This window comes from Gordonia insulae (genome assembly GCF_003855095.1).
Classification (GTDB): Bacteria; Actinomycetota; Actinomycetes; order Mycobacteriales; family Mycobacteriaceae; genus Gordonia; species Gordonia insulae.
In genome coordinates this window covers 5,254,249-5,274,915 of sequence record NZ_CP033972.1, presented here as the reverse complement: position 1 = coordinate 5,274,915, position 20,667 = coordinate 5,254,249, and the positions used below count along the sequence as shown (strand labels likewise).

The window sequence follows — 20,667 nt, the reverse complement described above, 5'->3', positions numbered from 1 at the left end:
CCCGAACCATCTTCACGAGAACCCAAGGAGCACATGACATGTCCATGACCACCAAGGCCGCGGTCCTCACCGCCCCCGGAAAGCCCTTCGAGATCATCGAACTCGACCTCGACGAGCCGAGGGCGGGCGAAGTCCTGATCAAGTACACGGCCGCCGGGCTGTGTCATTCCGATCTGCACCTCACCGACGGCGATCTGCCGCCGCGTTTTCCGATCGTCGGCGGGCACGAGGGGTCGGGCGTCATCGAGGCGGTCGGCGAAGGTGTCACCAAGGTGAAGCCGGGCGATCACGTCGTCTGCAGCTTCATCCCCAATTGCGGTACCTGCCGCTACTGTTCGACGGGTCGGCAGAACCTGTGCGACATGGGCGCCACCATCCTCGAGGGTTCGATGCCCGACGGTTCGTTCCGCTTCCATTCCGGCGGAGACGATTTCGGCGCAATGTGCATGTTGGGCACCTTCGCCGAGCGCGCCACCATCAGTCAGCACTCGGTGGTCAAGGTCGATGACTGGCTCCCACTGGAGACCGCCGTCCTGGTCGGCTGCGGCGTCCCGTCGGGCTGGGGCACCGCCGTCAACGCCGGCAATCTGCGTGCCGGCGACACCGCGGTCATCTACGGCATCGGCGGACTGGGCATCAATGCGGTGCAGGGTGCCGTGGGTGCGGGCTGCAAGTACGTCGTCGTGGTGGACCCCGTTGCCCTCAAACGGGAGACAGCGCTGAAGATGGGCGCCACCCACGCATTCGCCTCCGCCGAGGAAGCCGCGGCCAAGGTCAACGAACTGACCTGGGGACAGGGTGCCGATGCCGCGCTCATCCTGGTGGGCACCGTCGACACCGAGGTCGTCTCGGCCGCAACCGCGGTGATCGGCAAGGGCGGCACGGTGGTCATCACCGGTCTGGCCGACCCCACGAAGCTGACGGTTCAGGTGTCGGGCACCGACCTGACGCTGAACCAGAAGACCATCAAGGGCTCGCTGTTCGGTTCGATGAATCCGCAGTACGACATCGTCCGCCTGCTGCGCCTCTACGATGCCGGCCAGCTCAAACTCGATGAGTTGGTGACCAAGAACTACACCCTCGACCAGGTCAACGACGGCTACCAGGATCTGCGGGACGGCAAGAACATTCGCGGTGTGATCATCCACGACAACTGATCTGCCGCGACACACTCCGGCCCGGACGCGAGACTCCCAGCCGCGTCCGGGCCGGTCCATGTCCGGGTCCCGGATCTCACAGGGCTCGCACCAACCCAGCGATCCACGGCACCGAGAGGCAGACCACGATGGCGACATTGAGCCACAGGTGATCTCGGAGAATGGCGATGTACTCGCGGGTCTGCGCATTGGGAAAGAAGTACGACGCGGTGTGCGCGCCCGTGCTGAACCCGTCGATTCCCGCGTTGCGCATGAGGGTTGCGGCCCGAAAGGCGTGGTAGTCGCTGGTGACGACCGCGACCGGACCGCGGATCTTCCTCTCGGTCAACAGCCGCGCGGAGTACACCAGGTTCTCCTCCGTGTCGGTGGACGAGTTCTCGAGCACGACGTCGCTCTCGTCGACCCCTCGCTCGACGAGGTATCGCGCCATGGCCTCGGCCTCGGAGATCTGCTCGTCGGTGCCCTTGCCTCCGGAGCAGATCAGGATGGGACGCCGCCCGGCGTGACGCGCGAACTCATACAGCGTCCGCCCGCGGTCGAGACGGCCGGCGAGCAATGGACTGACCCGATCCCCACCGAGCAATCCGGCTCCCAACACGACAACCGCACCTACCGGATCCCGCGAGGCACGCCGCCGTCCCCAGAGTGCGTACACCAGCGACCACCCCAGGAACGTCACGAAGACGAATCCGAGATAGCCGGCCGGCAGACCACCGGCGAGCAGGATCAGCAGTATCGAGTTCGACGTGGTCACGTCGAACCAGCCGACGGTGAGACCGACCGCCACTGCGATCACATAGATCACGAGCACCGCACCGAGCGCACCGGACAGCAGGGTTGCGGGTCGAACTCCTTCCCGACGGACCAAGGTGACACCGTTGACGATCAGGAACACACCGAGAACGCCGATCACCAGCAGCCCGCAGAAGCTCAGCGCGAGAACGATGACCGCACCGGTGAACGTACTGCCCGCCACCGCGACGACCACCTCCACCACGACGAGCGCAAGCAGAACGGTGGCGAGCCCGAGATAGACGCCGGGCCGCAGTCGGCGCGGGTCACGCCAGGCGCTGATGACGCCGCTGAGCACCAGCAGGACGACCACTGCCGCGATGATGAGCATGTGCCCATGCTGCCAGGGCGCGACGCGGGTCCGATGTGTCGACGCGGGTCCGTCAGGATCGCGCGGGCCGTCGAGGCTCGGGAGGGCTTGACCTCAAGTGGACGTGAGGTATGAGAGTGTGCGCATGACAACACCTCTGCATCGCATCGACAAGTTCTCCGTTCCCGCACCGGCGATGGACGAGTTCCTCGCCCGGATCCAACACATCCACGAGATCCTCGGCCGGCAGCCCGGCATCATCCGCAACGACGTCATCAGCCTGGTCGACGGCGACAGCGCCTACAACGTGGTGACCGCGGTGACCTGGGAATCACACGAATCCCTCCGCAAGGCAGGGAGCGTGGTGGCTGCCGACGTCGCAGCCACCGGATTCGACCGCACGGAGTTCCTGGCGCGCCTCGGTGTCACCGCGGATTACGGGACGTACGCGTGACGCGTGCCTGGCCGACCCCCACGACACCAGCAGACACGTCTGAACAGTCGTAGGAGTCGCACCGCTCCGCGGGTTGGGTCAGGCGGTGTGAGTCAGGGCGATCCGGATCAGTTCCGTCCACGTCGCGACGACCTGTGCACGACGCCGGGAGTCGTCCGACAGGGTGTCGGCGAGGCCGAGTCCGCGCGCGAGGTCCAGGGTCACCTGTGCGATCCGGCGGGAATCGGGATATCGCCCTTCCGGATCCAGGGCCGTGACGGTCATCTGGTGCGCGGCATGCGCGAACTTGCCCTCCATCGGCAGGATCAGCTCGCGTAGCGCGGAGTCCGACGCGGCGGCGGCCCACACCTGCAGGGCGGCCTTGAACTCGGTGCCGGTGTAGATGGCGACAGCCCGGTCGACGGCGGCGGCGATCCGGCCTGCGTCGTCGTCGGGCATGGTCGCGATCGCTGCCGACGCGGTCGAGGTCATGTCGTCGAAGACCTGCTCGAGGACGGCGGTGATCAGCGCCTCGCGGGTCGGGAAATGGTGTTGGGCCGCACCGCGCGACACCCCGGCGCGCTCGGCGACGGCTGCCACGGTCGCGGACGCCCAACCATCCTGTGCGAGCGCCTCGATCGCGGACCGCAGCAGGCGTTCTCGCGTGAGCCGCGAGCGTTCCTGCTGCGGTTCGCGAGGCGCCGGGGTGCGGGTGCCGGAGGTCATGCCGGGTCCGCGGTCAGATCCCAGGGCGGGCGCTGCTTCGACAGGAACGCGGCCATCCCCGCGCGGGCCTCTTCCGAGGAGAACAGCGACGCCGATTCCTCGGCACGGGCCGCGGCCGATTCCTCGAATTGAGCGAGGACCGCAGCAGTGGTCAGCGCCTTCGACGCCGCCAATCCCTGCGGTGACGACCTGCGGATGCCGGCGAGGACGGTCTCCTGCCCGGCGGCGAGATCGTCGGAGGTGGCGAACGACTCCGTGACGAGACCGAGTCGGACGGCGGTCGCGGAGTCGAAGGTCTCCCCGGACAGGAAGTACCGCCCGGATGCTCGCGCGGTCAGTCGGGGCAGCAGCACCAGCGAGATCACCGACGGAGCCAGTCCCAGCCGCGCCTCGGTCAGCGCGAAGGTGCACGACGGCCCGGCGAGCACGATGTCGGCCGCACCGATCAGGCCGAGCCCACCGGCCCGGACATGCCCGTCGATCCGGGCGATCACCGGTTTGGGCATCTCCAGGATCGTCCGCATCAGGTCGATCATCGATCGGGTTCCGTGTGCGGACGCATCTTCCACCGACATCCCCGACTTCAGTGCCTCGCTGAGATCGGCTCCTGCACAGAAGGTTCCACCCGTGTGGGTGAGGACGACACCGCGCACGCCGGGATCGTCGGCCACCCGGCGCAGCGCAGAGCCGAACTGCTCGACGAGCGTGGCACCGAGCGCGTTGCGATTCCCAGGCGAATCCAGTTCCAGAGTGGCGATCCCGTCGTCGACGCCGACGTGGACGACTTCGCTCATGACAAGTCCCCCACTCAGTACGACTTGGGCAGCCCGAGGCTGGTCTGCGCGACGAAGTTCAGGATCATCTCCCGGCTGACCGGCGCGATCCGCGCGATCCGCGCCAGGCTGAGCATCGGCGCCAGACCGTACTCACTGGTCAAACCGTTGCCACCCATCGAATGCACGGCATGGTCGACGAGCTTCACGCACGCCTCGGCGGCCGCGTACTTGGCCATGTTCGCGGGTTCGGCGGCGCCCCAGTCGTCGCCGGCGTCGTAGAGGGTCGCGGCCTTCTGCATCATCAGCTTGGCCATCTCGATCTGCACCTTGCCCTCGGCCAGCGGATGCGCGATCGCCTGATGCGCACCGATCGGCGTCTTCCAGACCGTTCGATCGTTCACATACGCGACGGCCTTGTTCAAGGCGAACCGGCCCATGCCGACCGCCGACGCCGCCGCCATGATCCGCTCCGGGTTGAGCCCGGCGAACAACTGGCTCAACGCCGCGTCCTCGGAACCGACCAGCGCGTCGGCCGGCAGCCGGACGTCGTCGAGGAAGAGCTGGAACTGCTTCTCCGGGTTCTGCAGTTCCATGTCGATCATCGTCCACTCGAATCCGGCGGCATCGGTGGGCACGATGAACAGCGCCGGCTTGAGCTTGCCGGTCTTGGCGTCCTCGGTGCGGGCGACGATGAGTACGGCCTCCGCCTGGTCGACACCGGAGATGAAGACCTTGCGCCCGTTCAGCAGCCACTCTTCGCCATCGCGACGGGCGGTGGTGGTGATCTGGTGCGAGTTCGATCCGGCGTCGGGTTCGGTGATGCCGAACGCCATCGTGATAGTCCCGTCGGCCAGGCCCGGAATCCATTGCTGCTTCTGGGCATCGGTCCCGAAACGGGCGATGATGTTGCCGCAGATGGCCGGTGAGACGACGAGCATCAGCAGCCCGGTACCGGCCGCGGCGATCTCCTCCATCACGATGGAGAGCTCGTACATCCCGGCGCCACCGCCGCCGTACTCCTCCGGCAGATTGACCCCGATGAATCCGAGCTTGCCCGCCTCGGACCACATCTCGTCGGTCTTGCGGCCCTCACGTGCGCATTCGCGGAAGTATTCCTGGCCGTACTTGGCGGCGAACGCGGCAACCGACGCGCGCAGACCGGCACGCTCGGGGTCTCGACGAACGGGTTGGCAACATCATCCAGTTGTGCGGTCATCCGACTGTCTCCTCTTGCTTCAGGTTGTCCGAGTGGTCTGCGGCGGCGCCGCTGTCATCGGCGGCGTCGTCGGCACTGATCACCGCCAGTACGTCACCGACGGAAAGCTGTTGTCCGGGTTGAACCGACAGGGTGGCGACGATCCCGTCGGCGGGGGCACTGACGGTGTGTTCCATCTTCATCGCCTCGAGCCAGAGCAGCGGCTGGCCCGCGACCACCCGCTCCCCCTCGGTCACCGCGACCCGGATGACCGCGCCCGGCATCGGCGCGAGCAAGGAGCCCGGGCGGGCGACCGCGGACGGGTCGATGAACCGCGGCACCCGCCGCAATGCCACCGCAACACCCGGACCGTCGACGAAGGCCAGGTCGTCGTAGAGCGCGACGGTCAGCGTACGACGGACACCGGCGACGGAGACGACGACGCGATCCGGGGATGTCTCGACCACCGAGACGCCCGGCAGATCCGGCAGCTCGACACCATCTCGGCCGTGGCGGTAGCGGACCTCGATCTCGTTGTCGTCGACGCGTGTGTCGACGTAGCGCTTGGTCTGGTACCCCGACGTGAGATTCCGCCATCCGGCGGGCAATCCGGCCTGCACCCGCGCCCGGCCGCGCACCCGGGCGGCGTCGGCGAGCGCCGCCGCCGCGGCCGCGACCCGCACATCGTCTCCGCCGGCGAGCGGGGCGGACAGGACGTCGAGTCCGACGCTGTCGATGAATCCCGTGTCGGTGTGGCCGGACAGGAACTCGTCGCTGCGCAGAGTGTTGACGAGCATGTCGCGGTTGGTGACCGGGCCATGGATGCGTGCACCGGCCAGCGCATGGGACAGCATCGCCGCCGCCCGACGCCGATCCGGCGCCCAGCTGATCACCTTGGCCAGCATCGGGTCGTAGAAGGTGGAGATCTCGCTTCCCGCCTCGATCCCCGAGTCGACCCGGATACCCGGGCGGTCGAGTGGACCGAACCGCGCGTCGTCGGTGATCTCGATCGCGTGCACGGTCCCCGACTGCGGTTGCCAGTCCGCGCCGGGGTCTTCGGCGTAGAGACGGACCTCGATGGCATGCCCGGACGCGGTGGGCGGTTCCGGGTCGAGATGTTCACCCGACGCGACGCGCAGCTGCCACGCCACCAGGTCGGTGCCGGTGGTCAGCTCGGTCACGGGGTGCTCGACCTGCAGCCGGGTATTGGTCTCCAGGAAGAAGAATCGCCCGGTCTCGTCGGCGAGGAACTCCACTGTGCCGGCGCCGGTGTAACCGATCGTCGCGGCTGCGGTGCGCGCGGCCGCGTAGAGACGCTCCCGCAGGTCACCACCGATGCGTTCCACCAGTGGCGCCGGCGCTTCCTCGATCACCTTCTGGTGGCGTCGCTGGATGGAGCACTCGCGTTCGCCGACGGCCCACACGGCCCCGTACTCGTCGGCCATCACCTGGACCTCGATGTGATGCCCACGCTCGACATAGGTTTCACAGAAAACGGTCGGATCGCCGAAGGCGGACTCCGCCTCTCGCGCGGCGCCGGTGACCGCATCGCCCAGTTCATCGAGCGAACGCACCACCCGCATGCCGCGGCCGCCGCCGCCGGCGGATGCCTTGATCAGCAACGGCAGGTCGTCGTCGGTCACGGCGGCCGGATCGATGTCACCCAGCACGGGTACACCGGCATCGGCCATCAACTTCTTCGCGTTGACCTTGGAACCCATCGCCGCGATCGCCGCCGGCGGTGGACCGATCCAGGTGAGTCCCGCGTCGATCACCGCCTGCGCGAACTCGGCGTTCTCCGAGAGGAACCCGTAGCCGGGGTGGATGGCGTCCGCGCCCGCCGCATGTGCTGCCGCGATGACCAGGTCACCACGCAGATAGGTCTCGGCCGACGTCGAACCGGGCAGCGCGACGGCGGTGTCGGCCATCCGCACGTGTGGCGCGTGCTCGTCGGGATCGGAGAACACGGCGACCGTGCGCAGGCCCATCGCACGGGCGGTGGTGAACACCCGGCAGGCGATCTCACCGCGGTTGGCGACGAGTACAGAGGTGATGGTTGTTGTCATGTCCGCCTCACATCCGGAAGACGCCGAAGTTGGACGTACCCTCGACCGGCCCGCTGTCGATGGCCGAGAGGCACAGCCCGAGAATAGTTCTGGTGTCCCGAGGGTCGATGACGCCGTCGTCGTAGAGCATGCCGGACAGGAACGCCGGTACGGACTCGGCCTCGATCTGCGCCTCGATCATCTGCTTCATCGCCGCATCCGCGGACTCGTCGACGGTTCCGCCCCGCGCCTCGGTGGCGGCACGCGACACGATGGAGATGACGCCGGCAAGCTGGGCCGCACCCATCACCGCGGATTTCGCGCTCGGCCAGGCGAACAGGAACCGCGGGTCGTAGGCGCGGCCGCACATGCCGTAGTGACCGGCCCCGTAGCTCGCTCCCATGAGCACCGAGATATGCGGCACCGTCGAGTTGGACACCGCGTTGATCATCATCGAACCGTGTTTGATGATGCCGTTCTGCTCGTACTCTTTGCCGACCATGTAGCCGGTGGTGTTGTGCAGGAACAAGAGTGGCGTGTTGCTGCGGTTGGCCAGCTGGATGAACTGGGTCGCCTTCTGCGACTCCTGACTGAACAGCACGCCTTGCGCGTTGGCCAGGATGCCGATGGGATAGCCGTGGATGCGGGCCCACCCGGTGCACAGCGAAGTACCGTAATCGGGTTTGAACTCGTCGAAGTCGCTGTCGTCGACGACCCGTGCGATCACGTCACGCGGGTTGAACGGGATCTTCAGATCCGACGGCACGATGCCGAGCAGTTCCTCTGTCTCGTACCGCGGTTCGAGCACCTCGGCCACCGGGCCCGGCCCCTGCTTGCGCCAGTTCAGCCGGGACACGATGCGCCGGCCCACCCGGATCGCGTCCTGCTCGTCGGCGGCGAAGTAGTCGGCCAGACCCGACTGCCGGGCATGCATCTGGGCGCCGCCGAGGGACTCGTCGTCGCTGTCCTCGCCGGTCGCCATCTTCACCAGCGGCGGACCGCCGAGGAAGACCTTCGACGCGTTCTCGATCATCACGACGTGATCGCTCATCCCCGGGACATACGCGCCGCCCGCGGTGGAGTTGCCGAAGACCAGGGCGATGGTCGGTATGCCCGCCGCCGACAACCTCGTGAGGTCGCGGAACATGCGGCCACCCGGGACGAACACCTCCTTCTGTGTGGGGAGGTCGGCGCCGCCGGACTCGACGAGCGAGATCACCGGCAACCGATTGGCGAGCGCGATGTCGTTGCTGCGGAGTATCTTCCGCAACGTCCACGGATTCGACGTGCCGCCCTTCACGGTCGGGTCGTTGGCCACGATCATGCATTCGACACCCTCGACCACGCCGATGCCGGTGACCGCGGACGCGCCGACCTGGAAGTCCGAGCCGTAGGCGGCCAGCGGACACAGTTCGAGGAATGCCGAATCCTCGTCGATGAGCATCTCGATACGTTCGCGGGCGGTCAGCTTGCCGCGCTTACGGTGCCGGGCGACGTACTTCTCACCGCCGCCGGCCAGCGCCTTGTCGAACTCGGTCTGGATCTCGACCAGCTTGTCGGTCATCGAGGTGCTCGCCACCCGGAAGTCCTCGCCCGTCGCGTCGAGGGTGGATCGGATCGCCGTCATGCCAGAACCCCCGTCATCGTTGATACCCCAATCGTTTTGCCGCGAGACCCGAGAGGATCTCGGTGGTGCCGCCGCCGATGCCGATGATGCGCATGTCGCGATACTGCCGCTCGACCTCGGTGCCGGTCATGTATCCCATACCGCCGAAGAGTTGAACGGCCTTGTTCGCCACCCACTCACCGGCCTCGACCGCGGTGTTCTTGGCGAAGCACACCTCGGCGATGAGATCGTCGTCGGAGGAGATCTTGCGCTCGACCACGGCCCGGGTGTAGATCCGGGCGACGTCGATCCGGCGGGCCATCTCGGTCAGACTGTCCTGCACCGACTGACGCGCGATCAGCGGCTTGCCGAACGTCTCACGGTCGCGCACCCAGGCCAGTGTCAGATCCAGGCACCGCTGTGCGCTCGCGTACGCCTGCACCGCCAGACCCGATCGTTCGGTGACGAATGCCGTCGCGATCTGCGCGAATCCCGAGTTCTCCGCACCCACCAGATTGGTGACCGGCACACGGGCATCGACAAAGGAGAGCTCGGCGGTGTCGGAACTGCGCCAGCCCATCTTGTCGAGCTTGCGGGTGACGGTGAATCCCGGTGTGTCCTTCTCGATCACCAGCAGCGAGACACCCGATGCGCCGGGGCCGCCGGTGCGGACCGCGGTCACGACGAAGTCGGCGCGAACGGCGGAGGTGATGTAGGTCTTGGCTCCGTAGACGATGAAATGGTCGCCATCGCGGACCGCCGAGGTGCTCAGATGCCCGACGTCGCTGCCGCCACCCGGCTCGGTGATCGCCAGGCTGCCGATCTTCTCGCCGGCGAGGGTGGGTCGCACCCAGCGGTCGATCTGATCCGGGTCACCGGCCCCGATGAGGTGGGGCAGCGCGATGCCGTGGGTGAACAGCGATGCGAACACCCCGCCCGCGGCGCCGGCATAGTGGAACTCCTCGGCCAGGATGGACGAGTCGATCAGATCGCCGCCGGAACCTCCGACGTCCTCGGACACTCCGAGTCCGAAGAGTCCCAGCTTGGCCGCCTCGCGGTGCAACTCGCGCGGGATCTGGCCCTCGGCCTCCCAGGAGTCCTGGTGCGGCAGAACGTGGCGGTCGACGAATCCGCGGACCGTCGACCGTAATTGGAGGCGCTCCGGTGTGTCCCACACCGGGCTGATGATCGGCACTGGCTCTCCCTGAGTGTTCGTGAAGGCTGACTGTTCGAAGAAGCTGAGGTCTTGCGAGGGCTAGCTTTTCGTGAAGGAGACGGGGATCGGCACCGGACGCGAGCGCAGCCACTCGCCCATGCCCTTGGCCTGCGGATCGAAACGGACGTTCTCCGCGACACCGCGACCGAGCACGCCGTCGATCACGAAGTTGACGGCGTTGAGGTTCGGCAGTCGGTGGCGGCGGACCGGGAGGTCGGCGACTTCGGGCAACAACTGACGGAGCAGGTCGACGTCGAGGGTGCTGTCGAGCCAGGCGAAATGCTCCGGGCGCCGCACCCACACACCGATGTTCGCGCTGCCGCCCTTGTCGCCGCTGCGCGCACCGGCAATGGTGCCCAGCGGGAGCAACGCCGTCGGGCCCCAGTCGGCCGACGTCTCCCGGGGCTCGTCGTCGAGATCCTCCGGCACCTCGGTGCGCAGTGGACTCGGCGAGATCCGTTCGACCACACCGGTTTGCAGGGCCACCCGATGATCGACTGCCTCGGCATCCACATAACCCGGCTCGAACACTCCGTAGGGCGTGCCGTGACCGGGGGAGCCGTGGCGGCGAATCCTGGATAGCTGGCGAGTGCGAGTTCGACGGCGGTCGACGAGAACGCGCGGCCGACCTTCTTCGCATCCGGATCCCGGACCACGCAGCGCAACAGCGCACTCGCCTGCTCCTCGGTCTCCGCGTCCGGGCGATCGAGCCGGGACAGTTCCCAGTCGATCTCGGCGGGCTCGGTCGGGAGCGCCGCCGTGAACTGGGACTTGAACAGCTCGGCCTTGGCCTCGATGTCGAGTCCGGTGAGGATCAGGGTGATCTCGTTGCGCACTCCGGCAAGGTGATTCAGGGACACCTTGGTGGTGGCCGGTGGGGCCTCACCGCGAACGCCGCTGATCGCCACCCGATCGTCGCCGGCCTGTGCGAGGTCGATGGTGTCGAGCCGCGTGGTGACGTCGGGACCCAGGTAGCGGGGCCCGCCGACCTCGTAGAGCAGTTGCGCGGTGACCGTACCGACGGTGACCGCACCGCCCGTACCGGGATGCTTGGTGATCACCGACGTTCCGTCGGCGGCGACCTCGGCGATCGGGAAGCCGAGATGACCCATCCGCGGCAGCTCGCCGAAGAACGCGTAGTTGCCGCCGGTGGCCTGCGCTCCGCATTCGATGACGTGACCGGCCACCACGGCCCCGGCGAGCTCGTCGAGATCGTCATAGCCCCAACCGAATACGCTGGCGGCGGGTCCGACGGTGAGGGATGCGTCGGTCACCCGGCCGGTGACGACGATCTCGGCGCCCGCATCGAGCGCGGTCTTGATGCCGAACGCGCCGAGGTACGCGTTCGCGGTCAGCGGTGTGCCGAGCCCGAGGTCGCCGGCACGGTCGAGGAGGTCGTCGCCGTCGACGAACGCGATGTCGGCGCTGACACCCAGGTTCTCGGCCAGCTCACGTAGTGCGACGGCGAGGCCGTGCGGATTGAGACCACCTGCGTTGGTGACGATCCGGACACCCTTGTCGATGGCGAGCCCGAGGCACTCCTCCATCTGCCGGAGAAAGGTCTTCGCGTAGCCCGATTTCGGGTCCTTCATCCGGTCGCGTCCGAGGATCAGCATGGTCAGCTCGGCGAGGTAGTCGCCGGTGAGGAAGTCGAGGTCGCCGCCGTCGAGCATCTCCCGCACCGCGGAGAACCGGTCGCCGTAGAAGCCAGATGCGTTGCCGATCCGGATGATGTTGTCGGGCATGGTGTTGTTGGGAATGGTGCTGTCGGGAATGGTGTTGTCGGGCATGGTCATCGCACCTCCGTGGTCGCGGTGGCCGCCGGACGTCCGGCCCCCGGTGGTCCGGCGAAGCACTGGGCGATGGCGGCCCATTGCCGGGCGTTGTCGCCGACGATCTGCAGATCCAGGTCGGCGATCGCACGCCGCTGGGTCACGAGCTCACAGAAGTCGACTGCTGGTCCGCGCACGATGTCGGCCGCGTCGTCGGGCCCCCACACCCACAGGTCGCCCGACGGCGCGGTGATCTCGAAGCGGAACGGTCCGGTGGGCGCGTCCACACCGTTGATCAGGTAGGCGAAGTCGCGGGTGCGGACGCCGATGTGGACGACCGCCTTGATGCGGTCCGTCGGTACCGGCGCGACACCCAGCGTGTCGGCGACGTCGAGGCCGTGCGCCCACGTCTCCATCAGTCGGGCGGTCGCCATCGAGGCCGCCGACATCGGCGGTCCGAACCACGGGATCTTGACGCCGTCGGGCACCGCGCGCAGCGCGTCGGCGAGGTCCGCGCGCGCGGTGCGCCACCCCTCGAGGATCTGGTCGGGTGGAGCGGCGGCGGCGTGTTCGGCGGCATCGTCGACGAACCCGGTCGGGTTGCCGGCGGCCTCGGCGAGGACCTCGCCGAACCTGTCGAGGTCGGTGGCCGCGATCGCCGCCATCTGATCGGTCCAGGCGAGGTGGGCGATCTGATGAGCGATCGTCCACCCCGGCGCGGGCGTCGGGCGCGCCCAGTCGGTGTCGTCGAGCCCGGCGACCAGTTCATCGAGTTCGGCTGACTGCGCAGCCAGGTCGGCGACGACCCCCTCCACGAGCGACATGCGACCAGCGTCACACAGGGTGACGGAAAAATCAATCACGCATGATTGTTTTCTTGCCGGAGAGCCGCCCCGTCGGCGCAGTCAGCGGACGGCGGTCAGCGGATTGTGGTCAGCGATAGAGAACGTCCGCGGCGGCACGGCTGAGCAGCACCCCGTCGGATCCGTGCATGGTCGCCTCGACCGACGCGATCCGGCGGCCGATCTTCACCGGCACGACCTCGACGACGACGTCGCCGCCGGAGACAGCCGGTGACCGCAGGAACCCGATCGCGAGATCACCGAGTTGATAGTCCGCGCCCGCGACGGCGTTGGCCTGCCCGGCGAACGAGCACGCCAGCGAGGCGATCGCGGCGATCACTCCCCCGTGCATGGTGCCGAACACGTTGCCCATCCAGGGCTCGGTCCGGGCGGTGAACCGGACACCGGCGCCTCGCTCGTGTTCGACGAGCGCCACGCTGCCGTTGAGGAGTTCTGCGATCGGGCCGGGCGGACGGACACCAGCGGCGATCTCTTCGACGATCTGCCGGCCGGTGAGCCCGGGTTCGATCGCGGGCGGAAGGTGGATGCCGTCGTGCGCGCCGGACGGGGGTACCCCCACACCGCGTTCGCGGGTGGGATCGGCGTCGAACGTCCGGCCGACCGCGACGTTGCGCGCACCGCCGGAGCAACACAGATGGCCGGTCGATGTCGCGATGTCGACCCGGGTGCTCCCGAAACCGTCGTCGCGCATCAGTAGCCGGGCGCTCCCGGTCACGCGGTCGGACACGTCGACGTGTCCCTGCATCGCCATGGAGAGTCGAGCCTGCACACAGGGCGATCCACCCGGACCCGAGGCGAAGAACGGCAGGCCGCCGAGGTGATCGAACAGCACCGCGATCGCCGGTAGGTCGATCCGTCCGCGATGGTCGGCGAACTTCGGGCCGAGTTGCTGTTCTGCCGTGACGAGGCCGCCCTCGCCGGTCGCGACGTTCCCGATGCCGAAGGCGGTGACCGGGTCCCGCGGCCGATCGCGATCGGCCACACCCGACTCGACGATCGTGTGCGACACATTCTCCTGTTCCCCGGCAACACTCATCGGTCCAGTCAAACATCGGCGACCCACGATGACGAACTCGGCGAAGCCCCGCGGTCGCCCGATTGCGGATCGATAACAGAACGAGTGACGAACCTCACCGCAGCCGGCGATTCGGACACCCTGACAGGCGGGACGTGTTGTTGGATCGAGTCGGAGGCAACCTGATGATCGTGACCCGTCGAATCTCTCGCGCGGCCGCATGCATGACCGTCGTCGGCATCGCCGCGGTGACCGCCGCGCTGTCCGCCGCACCGGCGGACGCGGCCCCGGGCAGATCCCTGCGCGTGGAGCAGGTGCCGAATGTGGGCATCACCGTCAACGACAACGGCATCTCGGGCGGGTTCGTCGCGAACCTCGCGGCCACCGCGACGACGCCGGGCACCGCGCGCCTGACCATCCTGCCCTGGGAAACGGCCTGCCGCGGCAACCTCGCCAACGCTCGCGCGGCCGTCACCTGGCGCAACGAACAGACCAACCGGACCGACGATGCCGTCTTCCCCGTCTGCCGCAACGGGAAGCCGGCCCCCGGCCCCGACGTCGCGACCGGCGTGGGCCGCATCTCGTTCACCACGACGATCATCGGCCGCACCGACCAGGCGTTCACCGTGGTACCCGGCACGGGGTGGTTCTACCGCTGAGCGGGGTGGGTGCGTGCTCTGCCGCCCACCGAGTAGACATTTTCTGAAATCTGTCCACACGAAACGAGAACACGTTCTACAGTGGTCGCGTGGCCGAGACAGTGACCCAGCTCCTCCGCGAGCGCGAGAACGACGACAACCTGGCGATCACCCATGAGGGCCGAGAGTGGTCCTGGCGGGAGTACATCGCCGACTCCGAACGCATGGCGGCGGCAGTCCTCGGGCTGGCCGACCCGGCCCGACCGATGCATGTCGGGACGTTGCTCGGCAACACCCCCGACATGCTGCGGGCGCTCGCCGCGGGCGCGCTGGGCGGCTACATCACCGTCGGCGTGAACAACACCCGCCGCGGGGACGGGCTCGCCGCCGATATTCGCCGCGCCGACTGCCAGATCCTGATCACCGACGCCGAGCACCGCACCCTCCTGGATGGCCTCGACCTACCCGGCGTCACCGTGCTGGACACGTCGTCGTCGGAATGGGACGAGCTCCTGGCGGACGCCGGCGACCTGGTACCCCACTCCGACCCTGCTGCCACCGACACGTTCATGCTGATCTTCACATCCGGCACGAGCGGCAATCCGAAGCCGGTTCGTTTCGCGCACATGATGATCCCGTTCGCCGGGCCGGTCCTGGCGGACAAGTACAGCATCGGCCCCGGCGACGTCTGCTACCTGTCGATGCCGCTGTTCCATTCTGCCGCACTCATGGGCGGCTACTGCGTGGCACTCTGTGGTGGTGCGGCCATCGCGCCGGCCAAGTTCTCCGCCTCGACGTTCCTGAGTGACATCCGCCGCTACAACGCGACCTACATGAACTACGTGGGCAAGCCACTCGCGTACATCCTCGCCACCCACGAGCTGCCCGACGACAGCGACAACCCGTTGCGGGTCGCCTTCGGCAACGAGGCCACCGATCGCGACATCGACGAGTTCTCGCGGAGATTCGACTGCACGGTGTGGGACGGCTTCGGTTCCACCGAGCTCGCGATCATCATCACGCGCGAACCCGGGACCCCCGAGGGTTCGATCGGCCGGGGGTTTCCCAATGTCGCCGTATACAACTCGGAGACCCACACCGAGTGCCCACGGGCGGAGTTCGACGAGACCGGCGCGCTGACCAACGCCGATCAGGCGATCGGCGAACTGGTGAACGTCGACGGCGCGGGCATGTTCATGGGCTACTACAACGACGAGTCCGCCACCAGCGAGCGTCTGCGCGACGGGATGTACTGGTCCGGCGACCTCGCCTACAAGGACGTCGACGACTGGATCTACCTGGCCGGTCGCACCGGCGACTGGATGCGCGTCGATGGTGAGAATCTCGCCGCGGGCCCCATCGAGCGAATCCTGTTGCGGCTTCCGGAGATCAATCGGGTCGCCGTCTACGCCGTACCGGATGAGCACGTCGGGGACGCCGTCATGGCAGCCGTCGTGCTGCAGGACGATGCCACCCTGACGACCGAGTCGTTGACCGCGCAGCTCTCCGCGCAAGCCGACCTATCGCCGAAGGCCTGGCCGCGGTACGTCCGCATCGCCGATGACCTGCCGACCACCGCGACCAACAAGATCCTCAAACGGGAACTGAAGAAGCAGGGGCCGATCGCCGCCGACGGCACGTTGTGGGTGCGGGATGCGCGGTCGACCGACTATCGCTCGGTGACCGACGCTCCTGCTGCGACGGTGTGATGTGTCGGTGACACGCGCGGCCGACGGCGACGTCGGGCGTCCCGGGATTCCGACCGCCGTCGACGACCTGACCGCGTCGTGGCTGTCGGAGCTGCTGCGATCGGAGGGGCACGATGTCGAGATCGTCTCCCTCGGAGTCGAACCCGTCGGTTCCGGCCAGATGGCCGGGTCGTTTCGGCTGATCCCGACCTACGCCCGACCCGTCGACCTCCCGCCGACGCTGGTCGCGAAGATCGCCATCGGAGACCGGTCACAACGCGAGTTCGCCTCAGGGGTGTTCCGCAACGAGGTGCTCTTCTATCGACGCCTCGCCCCGACACTCTCGGCGCCGGTTCCGCGGTGCCATGCGTCGGCGCTGTCGGTCGACAGCACCGAGTTCGTCCTGCTGCTCGAGGACATGGCACCTGCCGTGCAGGGCGATCAGATCGCCGGGTGCAGTCCGGAGCAGGCGCTGGCGGCGGCCATCGCGGCGGCGGGGATGCATGCACCGCGCTGGTGCGACACCACACTCCTCGACCTGCCGGGTCTCTCGTTGCCGACGCACGACGACCGCGTCCTGATGGATTCGGTCCTCGAGCCGATGGCCGAGACGTTCCGCGCGCGATTCCAGCTGTCCGGACGACCGGCCGCCGCCGTCGACTGGCTCGTCGCAACCGGCGGCGAATGGCTGGAACGGCGACCGTCGCGGTTCGCGTTGATCCACGGAGACCTGCGTGTCGACAACCTCCTGTTCGGCCCCGACGGCTCGGTCACGATCATCGACTGGCAGACGATCACGGTCGGGAACCCGCTGCGCGACATCGCCTTCCTGCTCTCCACCAGCCTGACCGTCGACGATCGTCGTGCGCACGAACGCGACATCCTCCTCGCCTATCACCGCCGGCTCGGCGCACTCGGCGTGACCGACTACACGTTCGACGATTGCTGGTCGGACTATGTCGACTCGCTGATCCAGGCACCGATGATCATCGTCTTCGGTTGTGGCGCAGCGATGCCCACGGAGCGCGGCGACCGGATGTTCACGACCATGCTGGAGCGCGCGGCGGCGGCCATCGACGATCTGAATCCCACGGCGCTGCGATGAAACTGGTCATCGGAGCAACCGGTTTCCTCGGCAGTCACGTGGTGCGTCAGCTGGTCGCGGCGGGCGAACAGGTCAGGGTGTTGATCCGCTCCACCAGCGAGACCCGGGCGATCGACGACTTGCCGCTGGACCGCGTCGTCGGCGAGCTGACCGATGAGCCGTTGGTCCGGTCCGCGCTCGCCGGGTGCGACGTCGTGTTCTACTGCGCGGTCGACACGCGCGCCTGGCTCACCGATGCCGCTCCCCTCTATCGCACGAATGTGGAGGCGCTACGTGCAGTCCTCGACGTCGCGGTCCACACCGACCTGCGAGCCTTCGTGTTCACCAGTACCCTCGCGACCATCGGCCACGTCGACGGACGGCCGGCCACCGAGGACGACGCGTTCAACTGGCGCGACAAGGCCCCGGAGTACGTCAGAACCCGTGTCGCAGCCGAGAATCTGGTGATGGAGTACGTCCGCGACCACGGGCTGCCCGCGGTCGCGATGTGTGTGTCCAACACATATGGCGCCGGGGACTGGCAGCCCACGCCGCACGGCGGATTCGTCGCGGGTGCGGCGCTCGGGAAGTTGCCGTTCACGGTGCGTGGTTGTCGCGCCGAGTCGGTGGGGATCGACGATGCAGCGCGGGCGCTGATCCTCGCCGCCGATCACGGTCGACCGGGGCACCGGTACATCGTGTCGGAGCGGTGCATCGACCTCGGCGAGATCATCAGCACCGCCGCGGGCGCCGCCGGTCGCCGACCGCCTCGGGTGGTGCTACACCGCCCTGCGCTGTATGTCTGTGGCGCAGTCGGATCCGCGATGGCCGCGCTCACCGGTCGGCCCCGGCAGCTGACCCTCACGTCCGTACGACTGATGCACTACATGTCGGCGATGGACCATGGCAAGGCCGAGCGCGAGCTCGGATGGCAGCCGAAACCGGTTCCTGAGGCGGTCGCCGAGGGCGCCCGGTTCTGGGTCGACCGTGTCGCGCGCCGACGCGCCGCCGGTGTTGGGCTCGGCCACGCCGACCGCCCCTGACCGTTCTTCCCCCGGGTATCGCTTCGTCCCCCGCCTGCATACGGAGGACGAAGCGATACCCGGGGGAAGAACCGGGCGGGGGGGCGGGGGGCGCGGGGGCGCCGGGGGGCGCCGGGGGCGCAGGGGCGGGTTAGGTCAGGAGGTCGGCCAGCTCCATCATCGTGTAGGGAGCGGTCGATTGATGTTCGCGATACGCGATGAATGATGCCTGCTGTGGCTCGTACCGCCCGATGAACCCACCAGCCGCGGTGTAGATCTGGCCGGTGATCGACTTGGCCGCATCACTGGCCAGGAACACGTAGAGCGCGGCGACATACTCCGGCGGCGCCGGATCGAGTGCCGCATCCCGTGTGAAGTCGTCGAGGATTCCTCGACGGTGCAGGTTCTCGATATGGGCGACGTAGTCATCACCGGTGGACAACCGCGACTTCGCCCCCGGCATCACCACATTGACCCGCACACCGTGATCAGCGAGGTCGGCACCGCCGGCAAGGGCCAACGCGTTGACGCCGCCCTTCGCCGCGGGATAGCCACTGCCCCCGAACATACCGAGCGAGGCGGCCGATCCGGTCAGCACGATCGACCCGGTCGCCTGCTCCACGAAGACCCGTCCGGCGGCCTGCATCAGGTGGAACGCGCTCATCAGATGCGCGTCCACCTGCGAACGGAACTCATCGGCAGTGATGGAGAGGACCGTCGACCCCGGGGGCTCGGCGATGCCCGCACAGTTGACCGCGATGTCCAGCGCGCCGAACTCCTCAAGCGCGGTGTCGACCATCTTCTGCGCGACGCCGTCATCGCCCGCCGAACCGACGACACCCACCGCATATCCCCCGCCGCCGCGGATCTCGGTGACGGTCTCGTCGACGGCCACAGGATCCCGACCATTCACCACGATCGACACGCCGCGCCCTGACAACGCGTACGACACCGCCAGGCCGATGCCGCGTGTGGCGCCCGCGACCACGGCGACCCGGCCGGACAGGCTCAGGTCGGGCGGGGCCGCGGGCGCCGTGCCCGGCTCGTCATCCATCAGACGCCGATACCCACCGGCGTGATCGGGATGGAGCGTCCGCGGTCCGCGAATTCGAAGGTCGCGCCGGAACTGAACCGTGCGATCGCGACCTCCCCCGACTCCTTCGCGGATTCCGCACCACGGGCGAGCACGAACTCAAGCACCTCGTCGTCCTCAGACGACGAGGACACCGTCCAGTGCGAGTCCACCGCGGTGCCGATGGCCTGCAACGGCTCGTACCGGTGCACGTCGAGGAGGGTGATCCAACCGCCGTCGGCCACGGCATCGGACGACTTCGGAACCCGCACCACCACATCCGTTCCGCGGACCTCGGCGCTCACCCCGGTGTACTGAGACGGCCCCAGCACGGGGTGGAGATTGATCACCGTGACCAGGCCGTCGGCGTCGACGCTCAGATCCAAGGCGTGCCGCAGACGATCCGCGGACAGACCGGCGATCCCGGTCAACTGTTTGCGGAAGATCTCCCGGGCCTGGTCTTCGCTCTCCGCCTGCCTCCGCACCGACCGTAGAAAGCCGAGGGACAGCAACTGATGTTGCAGCGCAACCTCTTCGGCGATCCGGGCGAGGGCCGATGCCGACCATTCCCGGAACTGCAGATCGGCGAGCAGGGGCCCCCGGTAGTCACTCAGTCCGTCATCGTCAGACGGGTCGATCGGCGTGAGAACCAATTGACCTGCCCGGGTGCCGAATATCTCGGCGGCATCGGCGGGCAGTGGCAACTCGTCCCGATCGGGTTCGATCGTCACCGTCCACTCACAGTGCGGCATGCGGCCTTCCGGCCGACGAGGTGGCCGGTGTACGGGTCGGATCCGTGCGCGGCGGTTGGTGGCGATGGCCGTCGCGTCGAAGGTCGGGTCCTCGATGTCATGACACATGGTGGTCACGTAGTCGTCGCCCATCGGCTCCACATCCATCAGCGCGCCGCAGTGCTGCAGGAAGAAAGAGCCGTGGTACTTGTCGGTCACCTCATAGCGGAAGTCCATGAACTGCGGCGGCGCACCGATGTCGAGCTGCAGACATTTGAACATGTCCTCGACACCGTCACCGTCGATACCGAGCGCGGCCCGCATGCGGTGGGTGTAGACCGGGCTGGCGGCCATCCACTCCTCGATGGCCACCTGTCCCATCACCTCACGCCCGAAGGCGCTGATCAGATGGGCCATTCCGCTGCGGTCGATCAACTGACCGGAGAGGAGCAACTCCGGGACGAGGATGGCCAACTGATCCTGACTCAGGCCTTGATAGGCCGGGGCTGGTCGAGTCATCGATCAG

General features: G+C 67.8%; 17 protein-coding genes and 1 pseudogene. 6 read left to right on the top strand and 12 right to left on the bottom strand.

From position 1 onward, the window contains the following. Nucleotides 1-38: 38 nt before the first annotated feature. On the top strand, nucleotides 39-1,157 hold the full coding sequence (locus D7316_RS24105) for an NDMA-dependent alcohol dehydrogenase (protein WP_124710508.1): 1,119 nt from the start codon (nucleotides 39-41) through the stop codon (nucleotides 1,155-1,157). Between the two features lie 76 nt (nucleotides 1,158-1,233). Here D7316_RS24105 and D7316_RS24100 read toward each other — a convergent pair whose 3' ends face one another. Next, the gene (locus D7316_RS24100; protein WP_124710507.1) at nucleotides 1,234-2,280 is read right to left on the bottom strand and encodes a YdcF family protein; all 1,047 of its coding nucleotides are present in this window, start codon (nucleotides 2,278-2,280) and stop codon (nucleotides 1,234-1,236) included. Nucleotides 2,281-2,404: 124 nt separating this feature from the next. Here D7316_RS24100 and D7316_RS24095 point away from each other — a divergent pair, with 124 nt between their 5' ends. Beyond that, on the top strand, nucleotides 2,405-2,713 hold the full coding sequence (locus D7316_RS24095) for an antibiotic biosynthesis monooxygenase family protein (protein ID WP_124710506.1): 309 nt from the start codon (nucleotides 2,405-2,407) through the stop codon (nucleotides 2,711-2,713). A gap of 78 nt (nucleotides 2,714-2,791) precedes the next feature. Here the strand turns inward: D7316_RS24095 and D7316_RS24090 are convergent, their stop codons facing one another. From D7316_RS24090 to D7316_RS24050, 9 genes and pseudogenes are all read right to left on the bottom strand, one after another. After that, nucleotides 2,792-3,418: a TetR/AcrR family transcriptional regulator gene (locus D7316_RS24090; protein WP_124710505.1), complete on the bottom strand. Its 627-nt coding sequence runs from the start codon at nucleotides 3,416-3,418 to the stop codon at nucleotides 2,792-2,794. Then, nucleotides 3,415-4,212, bottom strand: a complete 798-nt coding sequence (locus tag D7316_RS24085; RefSeq protein WP_124710504.1) for an enoyl-CoA hydratase family protein — start codon at nucleotides 4,210-4,212, stop codon at nucleotides 3,415-3,417. Before D7316_RS24085 ends, D7316_RS24090 begins: the two co-directional genes overlap by 4 nt. Nucleotides 4,213-4,226: 14 nt before the next feature. Continuing rightward, nucleotides 4,227-5,351, bottom strand: a complete 1,125-nt coding sequence (locus D7316_RS24080; RefSeq protein ID WP_124710503.1) for an acyl-CoA dehydrogenase family protein — start codon at nucleotides 5,349-5,351, stop codon at nucleotides 4,227-4,229. A gap of 55 nt (nucleotides 5,352-5,406) precedes the next feature. Beyond that, nucleotides 5,407-7,455, bottom strand: a complete 2,049-nt coding sequence (locus D7316_RS24075; protein WP_124710502.1) for an ATP-binding protein — start codon at nucleotides 7,453-7,455, stop codon at nucleotides 5,407-5,409. A 7-nt stretch (nucleotides 7,456-7,462) separates the two neighbouring features. Beyond that, nucleotides 7,463-9,061, bottom strand: a complete 1,599-nt coding sequence (locus D7316_RS24070; RefSeq protein WP_124710501.1) for an acyl-CoA carboxylase subunit beta — start codon at nucleotides 9,059-9,061, stop codon at nucleotides 7,463-7,465. Nucleotides 9,062-9,074: 13 nt separating this feature from the next. Then, nucleotides 9,075-10,235, bottom strand: coding sequence for an acyl-CoA dehydrogenase family protein (locus D7316_RS24065; protein WP_124710500.1), 1,161 nt, complete (start codon nucleotides 10,233-10,235; stop codon nucleotides 9,075-9,077). A gap of 60 nt (nucleotides 10,236-10,295) precedes the next feature. Next, a pseudogene (locus tag D7316_RS24060) lies at nucleotides 10,296-12,001 on the bottom strand (acyclic terpene utilization AtuA family protein). Between the two features lie 47 nt (nucleotides 12,002-12,048). Further along, entirely contained in the window at nucleotides 12,049-12,852 is an 804-nt protein-coding gene (locus D7316_RS24055) for a TIGR03084 family metal-binding protein (protein WP_124710499.1), read from the bottom strand. Between the two features lie 109 nt (nucleotides 12,853-12,961). Further along, on the bottom strand, nucleotides 12,962-13,927 hold the full coding sequence (locus tag D7316_RS24050; protein WP_124710498.1) for a PaaI family thioesterase: 966 nt from the start codon (nucleotides 13,925-13,927) through the stop codon (nucleotides 12,962-12,964). A gap of 170 nt (nucleotides 13,928-14,097) precedes the next feature. On the opposite strand from D7316_RS24050, the gene D7316_RS24045 reads away from it, so the two are divergent. The 4 genes from D7316_RS24045 (at nucleotide 14,098) to D7316_RS24030 (ending at nucleotide 18,359) form a co-directional block, all read left to right on the top strand. After that, nucleotides 14,098-14,565, top strand: a complete 468-nt coding sequence (locus D7316_RS24045) for a hypothetical protein (RefSeq protein WP_232017053.1) — start codon at nucleotides 14,098-14,100, stop codon at nucleotides 14,563-14,565. Between the two features lie 89 nt (nucleotides 14,566-14,654). Further along, nucleotides 14,655-16,253 carry a fatty-acid--CoA ligase FadD1 gene (gene fadD1, locus D7316_RS24040; protein ID WP_124710497.1) on the top strand — a complete coding sequence of 533 codons (1,599 nt, stop codon included), beginning with the start codon at nucleotides 14,655-14,657 and terminating at the stop codon, nucleotides 16,251-16,253. A gap of 1 nt (nucleotide 16,254) precedes the next feature. Continuing rightward, nucleotides 16,255-17,337, top strand: a complete 1,083-nt coding sequence (locus D7316_RS24035) for an ecdysteroid 22-kinase family protein (protein ID WP_232017052.1) — start codon at nucleotides 16,255-16,257, stop codon at nucleotides 17,335-17,337. Further along, nucleotides 17,334-18,359, top strand: a complete 1,026-nt coding sequence (locus D7316_RS24030; RefSeq protein ID WP_124710496.1) for an NAD-dependent epimerase/dehydratase family protein — start codon at nucleotides 17,334-17,336, stop codon at nucleotides 18,357-18,359. The genes D7316_RS24035 and D7316_RS24030 overlap by 4 nt, the downstream gene beginning before the upstream one ends. Nucleotides 18,360-18,489: 130 nt before the next feature. Here D7316_RS24030 and D7316_RS24025 read toward each other — a convergent pair whose 3' ends face one another. Both D7316_RS24025 and D7316_RS24020 read right to left on the bottom strand, forming a co-directional pair. Then, nucleotides 18,490-19,392, bottom strand: a complete 903-nt coding sequence (locus D7316_RS24025) for an SDR family NAD(P)-dependent oxidoreductase (RefSeq protein ID WP_124710495.1) — start codon at nucleotides 19,390-19,392, stop codon at nucleotides 18,490-18,492. Further along, nucleotides 19,392-20,660 carry a hypothetical protein gene (locus D7316_RS24020; protein ID WP_124710494.1) on the bottom strand — a complete coding sequence of 423 codons (1,269 nt, stop codon included), beginning with the start codon at nucleotides 20,658-20,660 and terminating at the stop codon, nucleotides 19,392-19,394. Before D7316_RS24020 ends, D7316_RS24025 begins: the two co-directional genes overlap by 1 nt. Between the last annotated feature and the right edge of the window lie 7 nt (nucleotides 20,661-20,667).

Coding starts and splice junctions, on each gene's coding strand:
- D7316_RS24105 (WP_124710508.1), top strand. CDS start 39: ATGTCCATGACCACCAAGGCCGCGGTCCTCACCGCCCCCGGAAAGCCC.
- D7316_RS24100 (WP_124710507.1), bottom strand. CDS start 2,280: ATGCTCATCATCGCGGCAGTGGTCGTCCTGCTGGTGCTCAGCGGCGTC.
- D7316_RS24095 (WP_124710506.1), top strand. CDS start 2,405: ATGACAACACCTCTGCATCGCATCGACAAGTTCTCCGTTCCCGCACCG.
- D7316_RS24090 (WP_124710505.1), bottom strand. CDS start 3,418: ATGACCTCCGGCACCCGCACCCCGGCGCCTCGCGAACCGCAGCAGGAA.
- D7316_RS24085 (WP_124710504.1), bottom strand. CDS start 4,212: ATGAGCGAAGTCGTCCACGTCGGCGTCGACGACGGGATCGCCACTCTG.
- D7316_RS24075 (WP_124710502.1), bottom strand. CDS start 7,455: ATGACAACAACCATCACCTCTGTACTCGTCGCCAACCGCGGTGAGATC.
- D7316_RS24070 (WP_124710501.1), bottom strand. CDS start 9,061: ATGACGGCGATCCGATCCACCCTCGACGCGACGGGCGAGGACTTCCGG.
- D7316_RS24055 (WP_124710499.1), bottom strand. CDS start 12,852: ATGTCGCTCGTGGAGGGGGTCGTCGCCGACCTGGCTGCGCAGTCAGCC.
- D7316_RS24050 (WP_124710498.1), bottom strand. CDS start 13,927: ATGAGTGTTGCCGGGGAACAGGAGAATGTGTCGCACACGATCGTCGAG.
- D7316_RS24030 (WP_124710496.1), top strand. CDS start 17,334: ATGAAACTGGTCATCGGAGCAACCGGTTTCCTCGGCAGTCACGTGGTG.
- D7316_RS24025 (WP_124710495.1), bottom strand. CDS start 19,392: ATGGATGACGAGCCGGGCACGGCGCCCGCGGCCCCGCCCGACCTGAGC.
- D7316_RS24020 (WP_124710494.1), bottom strand. CDS start 20,660: ATGACTCGACCAGCCCCGGCCTATCAAGGCCTGAGTCAGGATCAGTTG.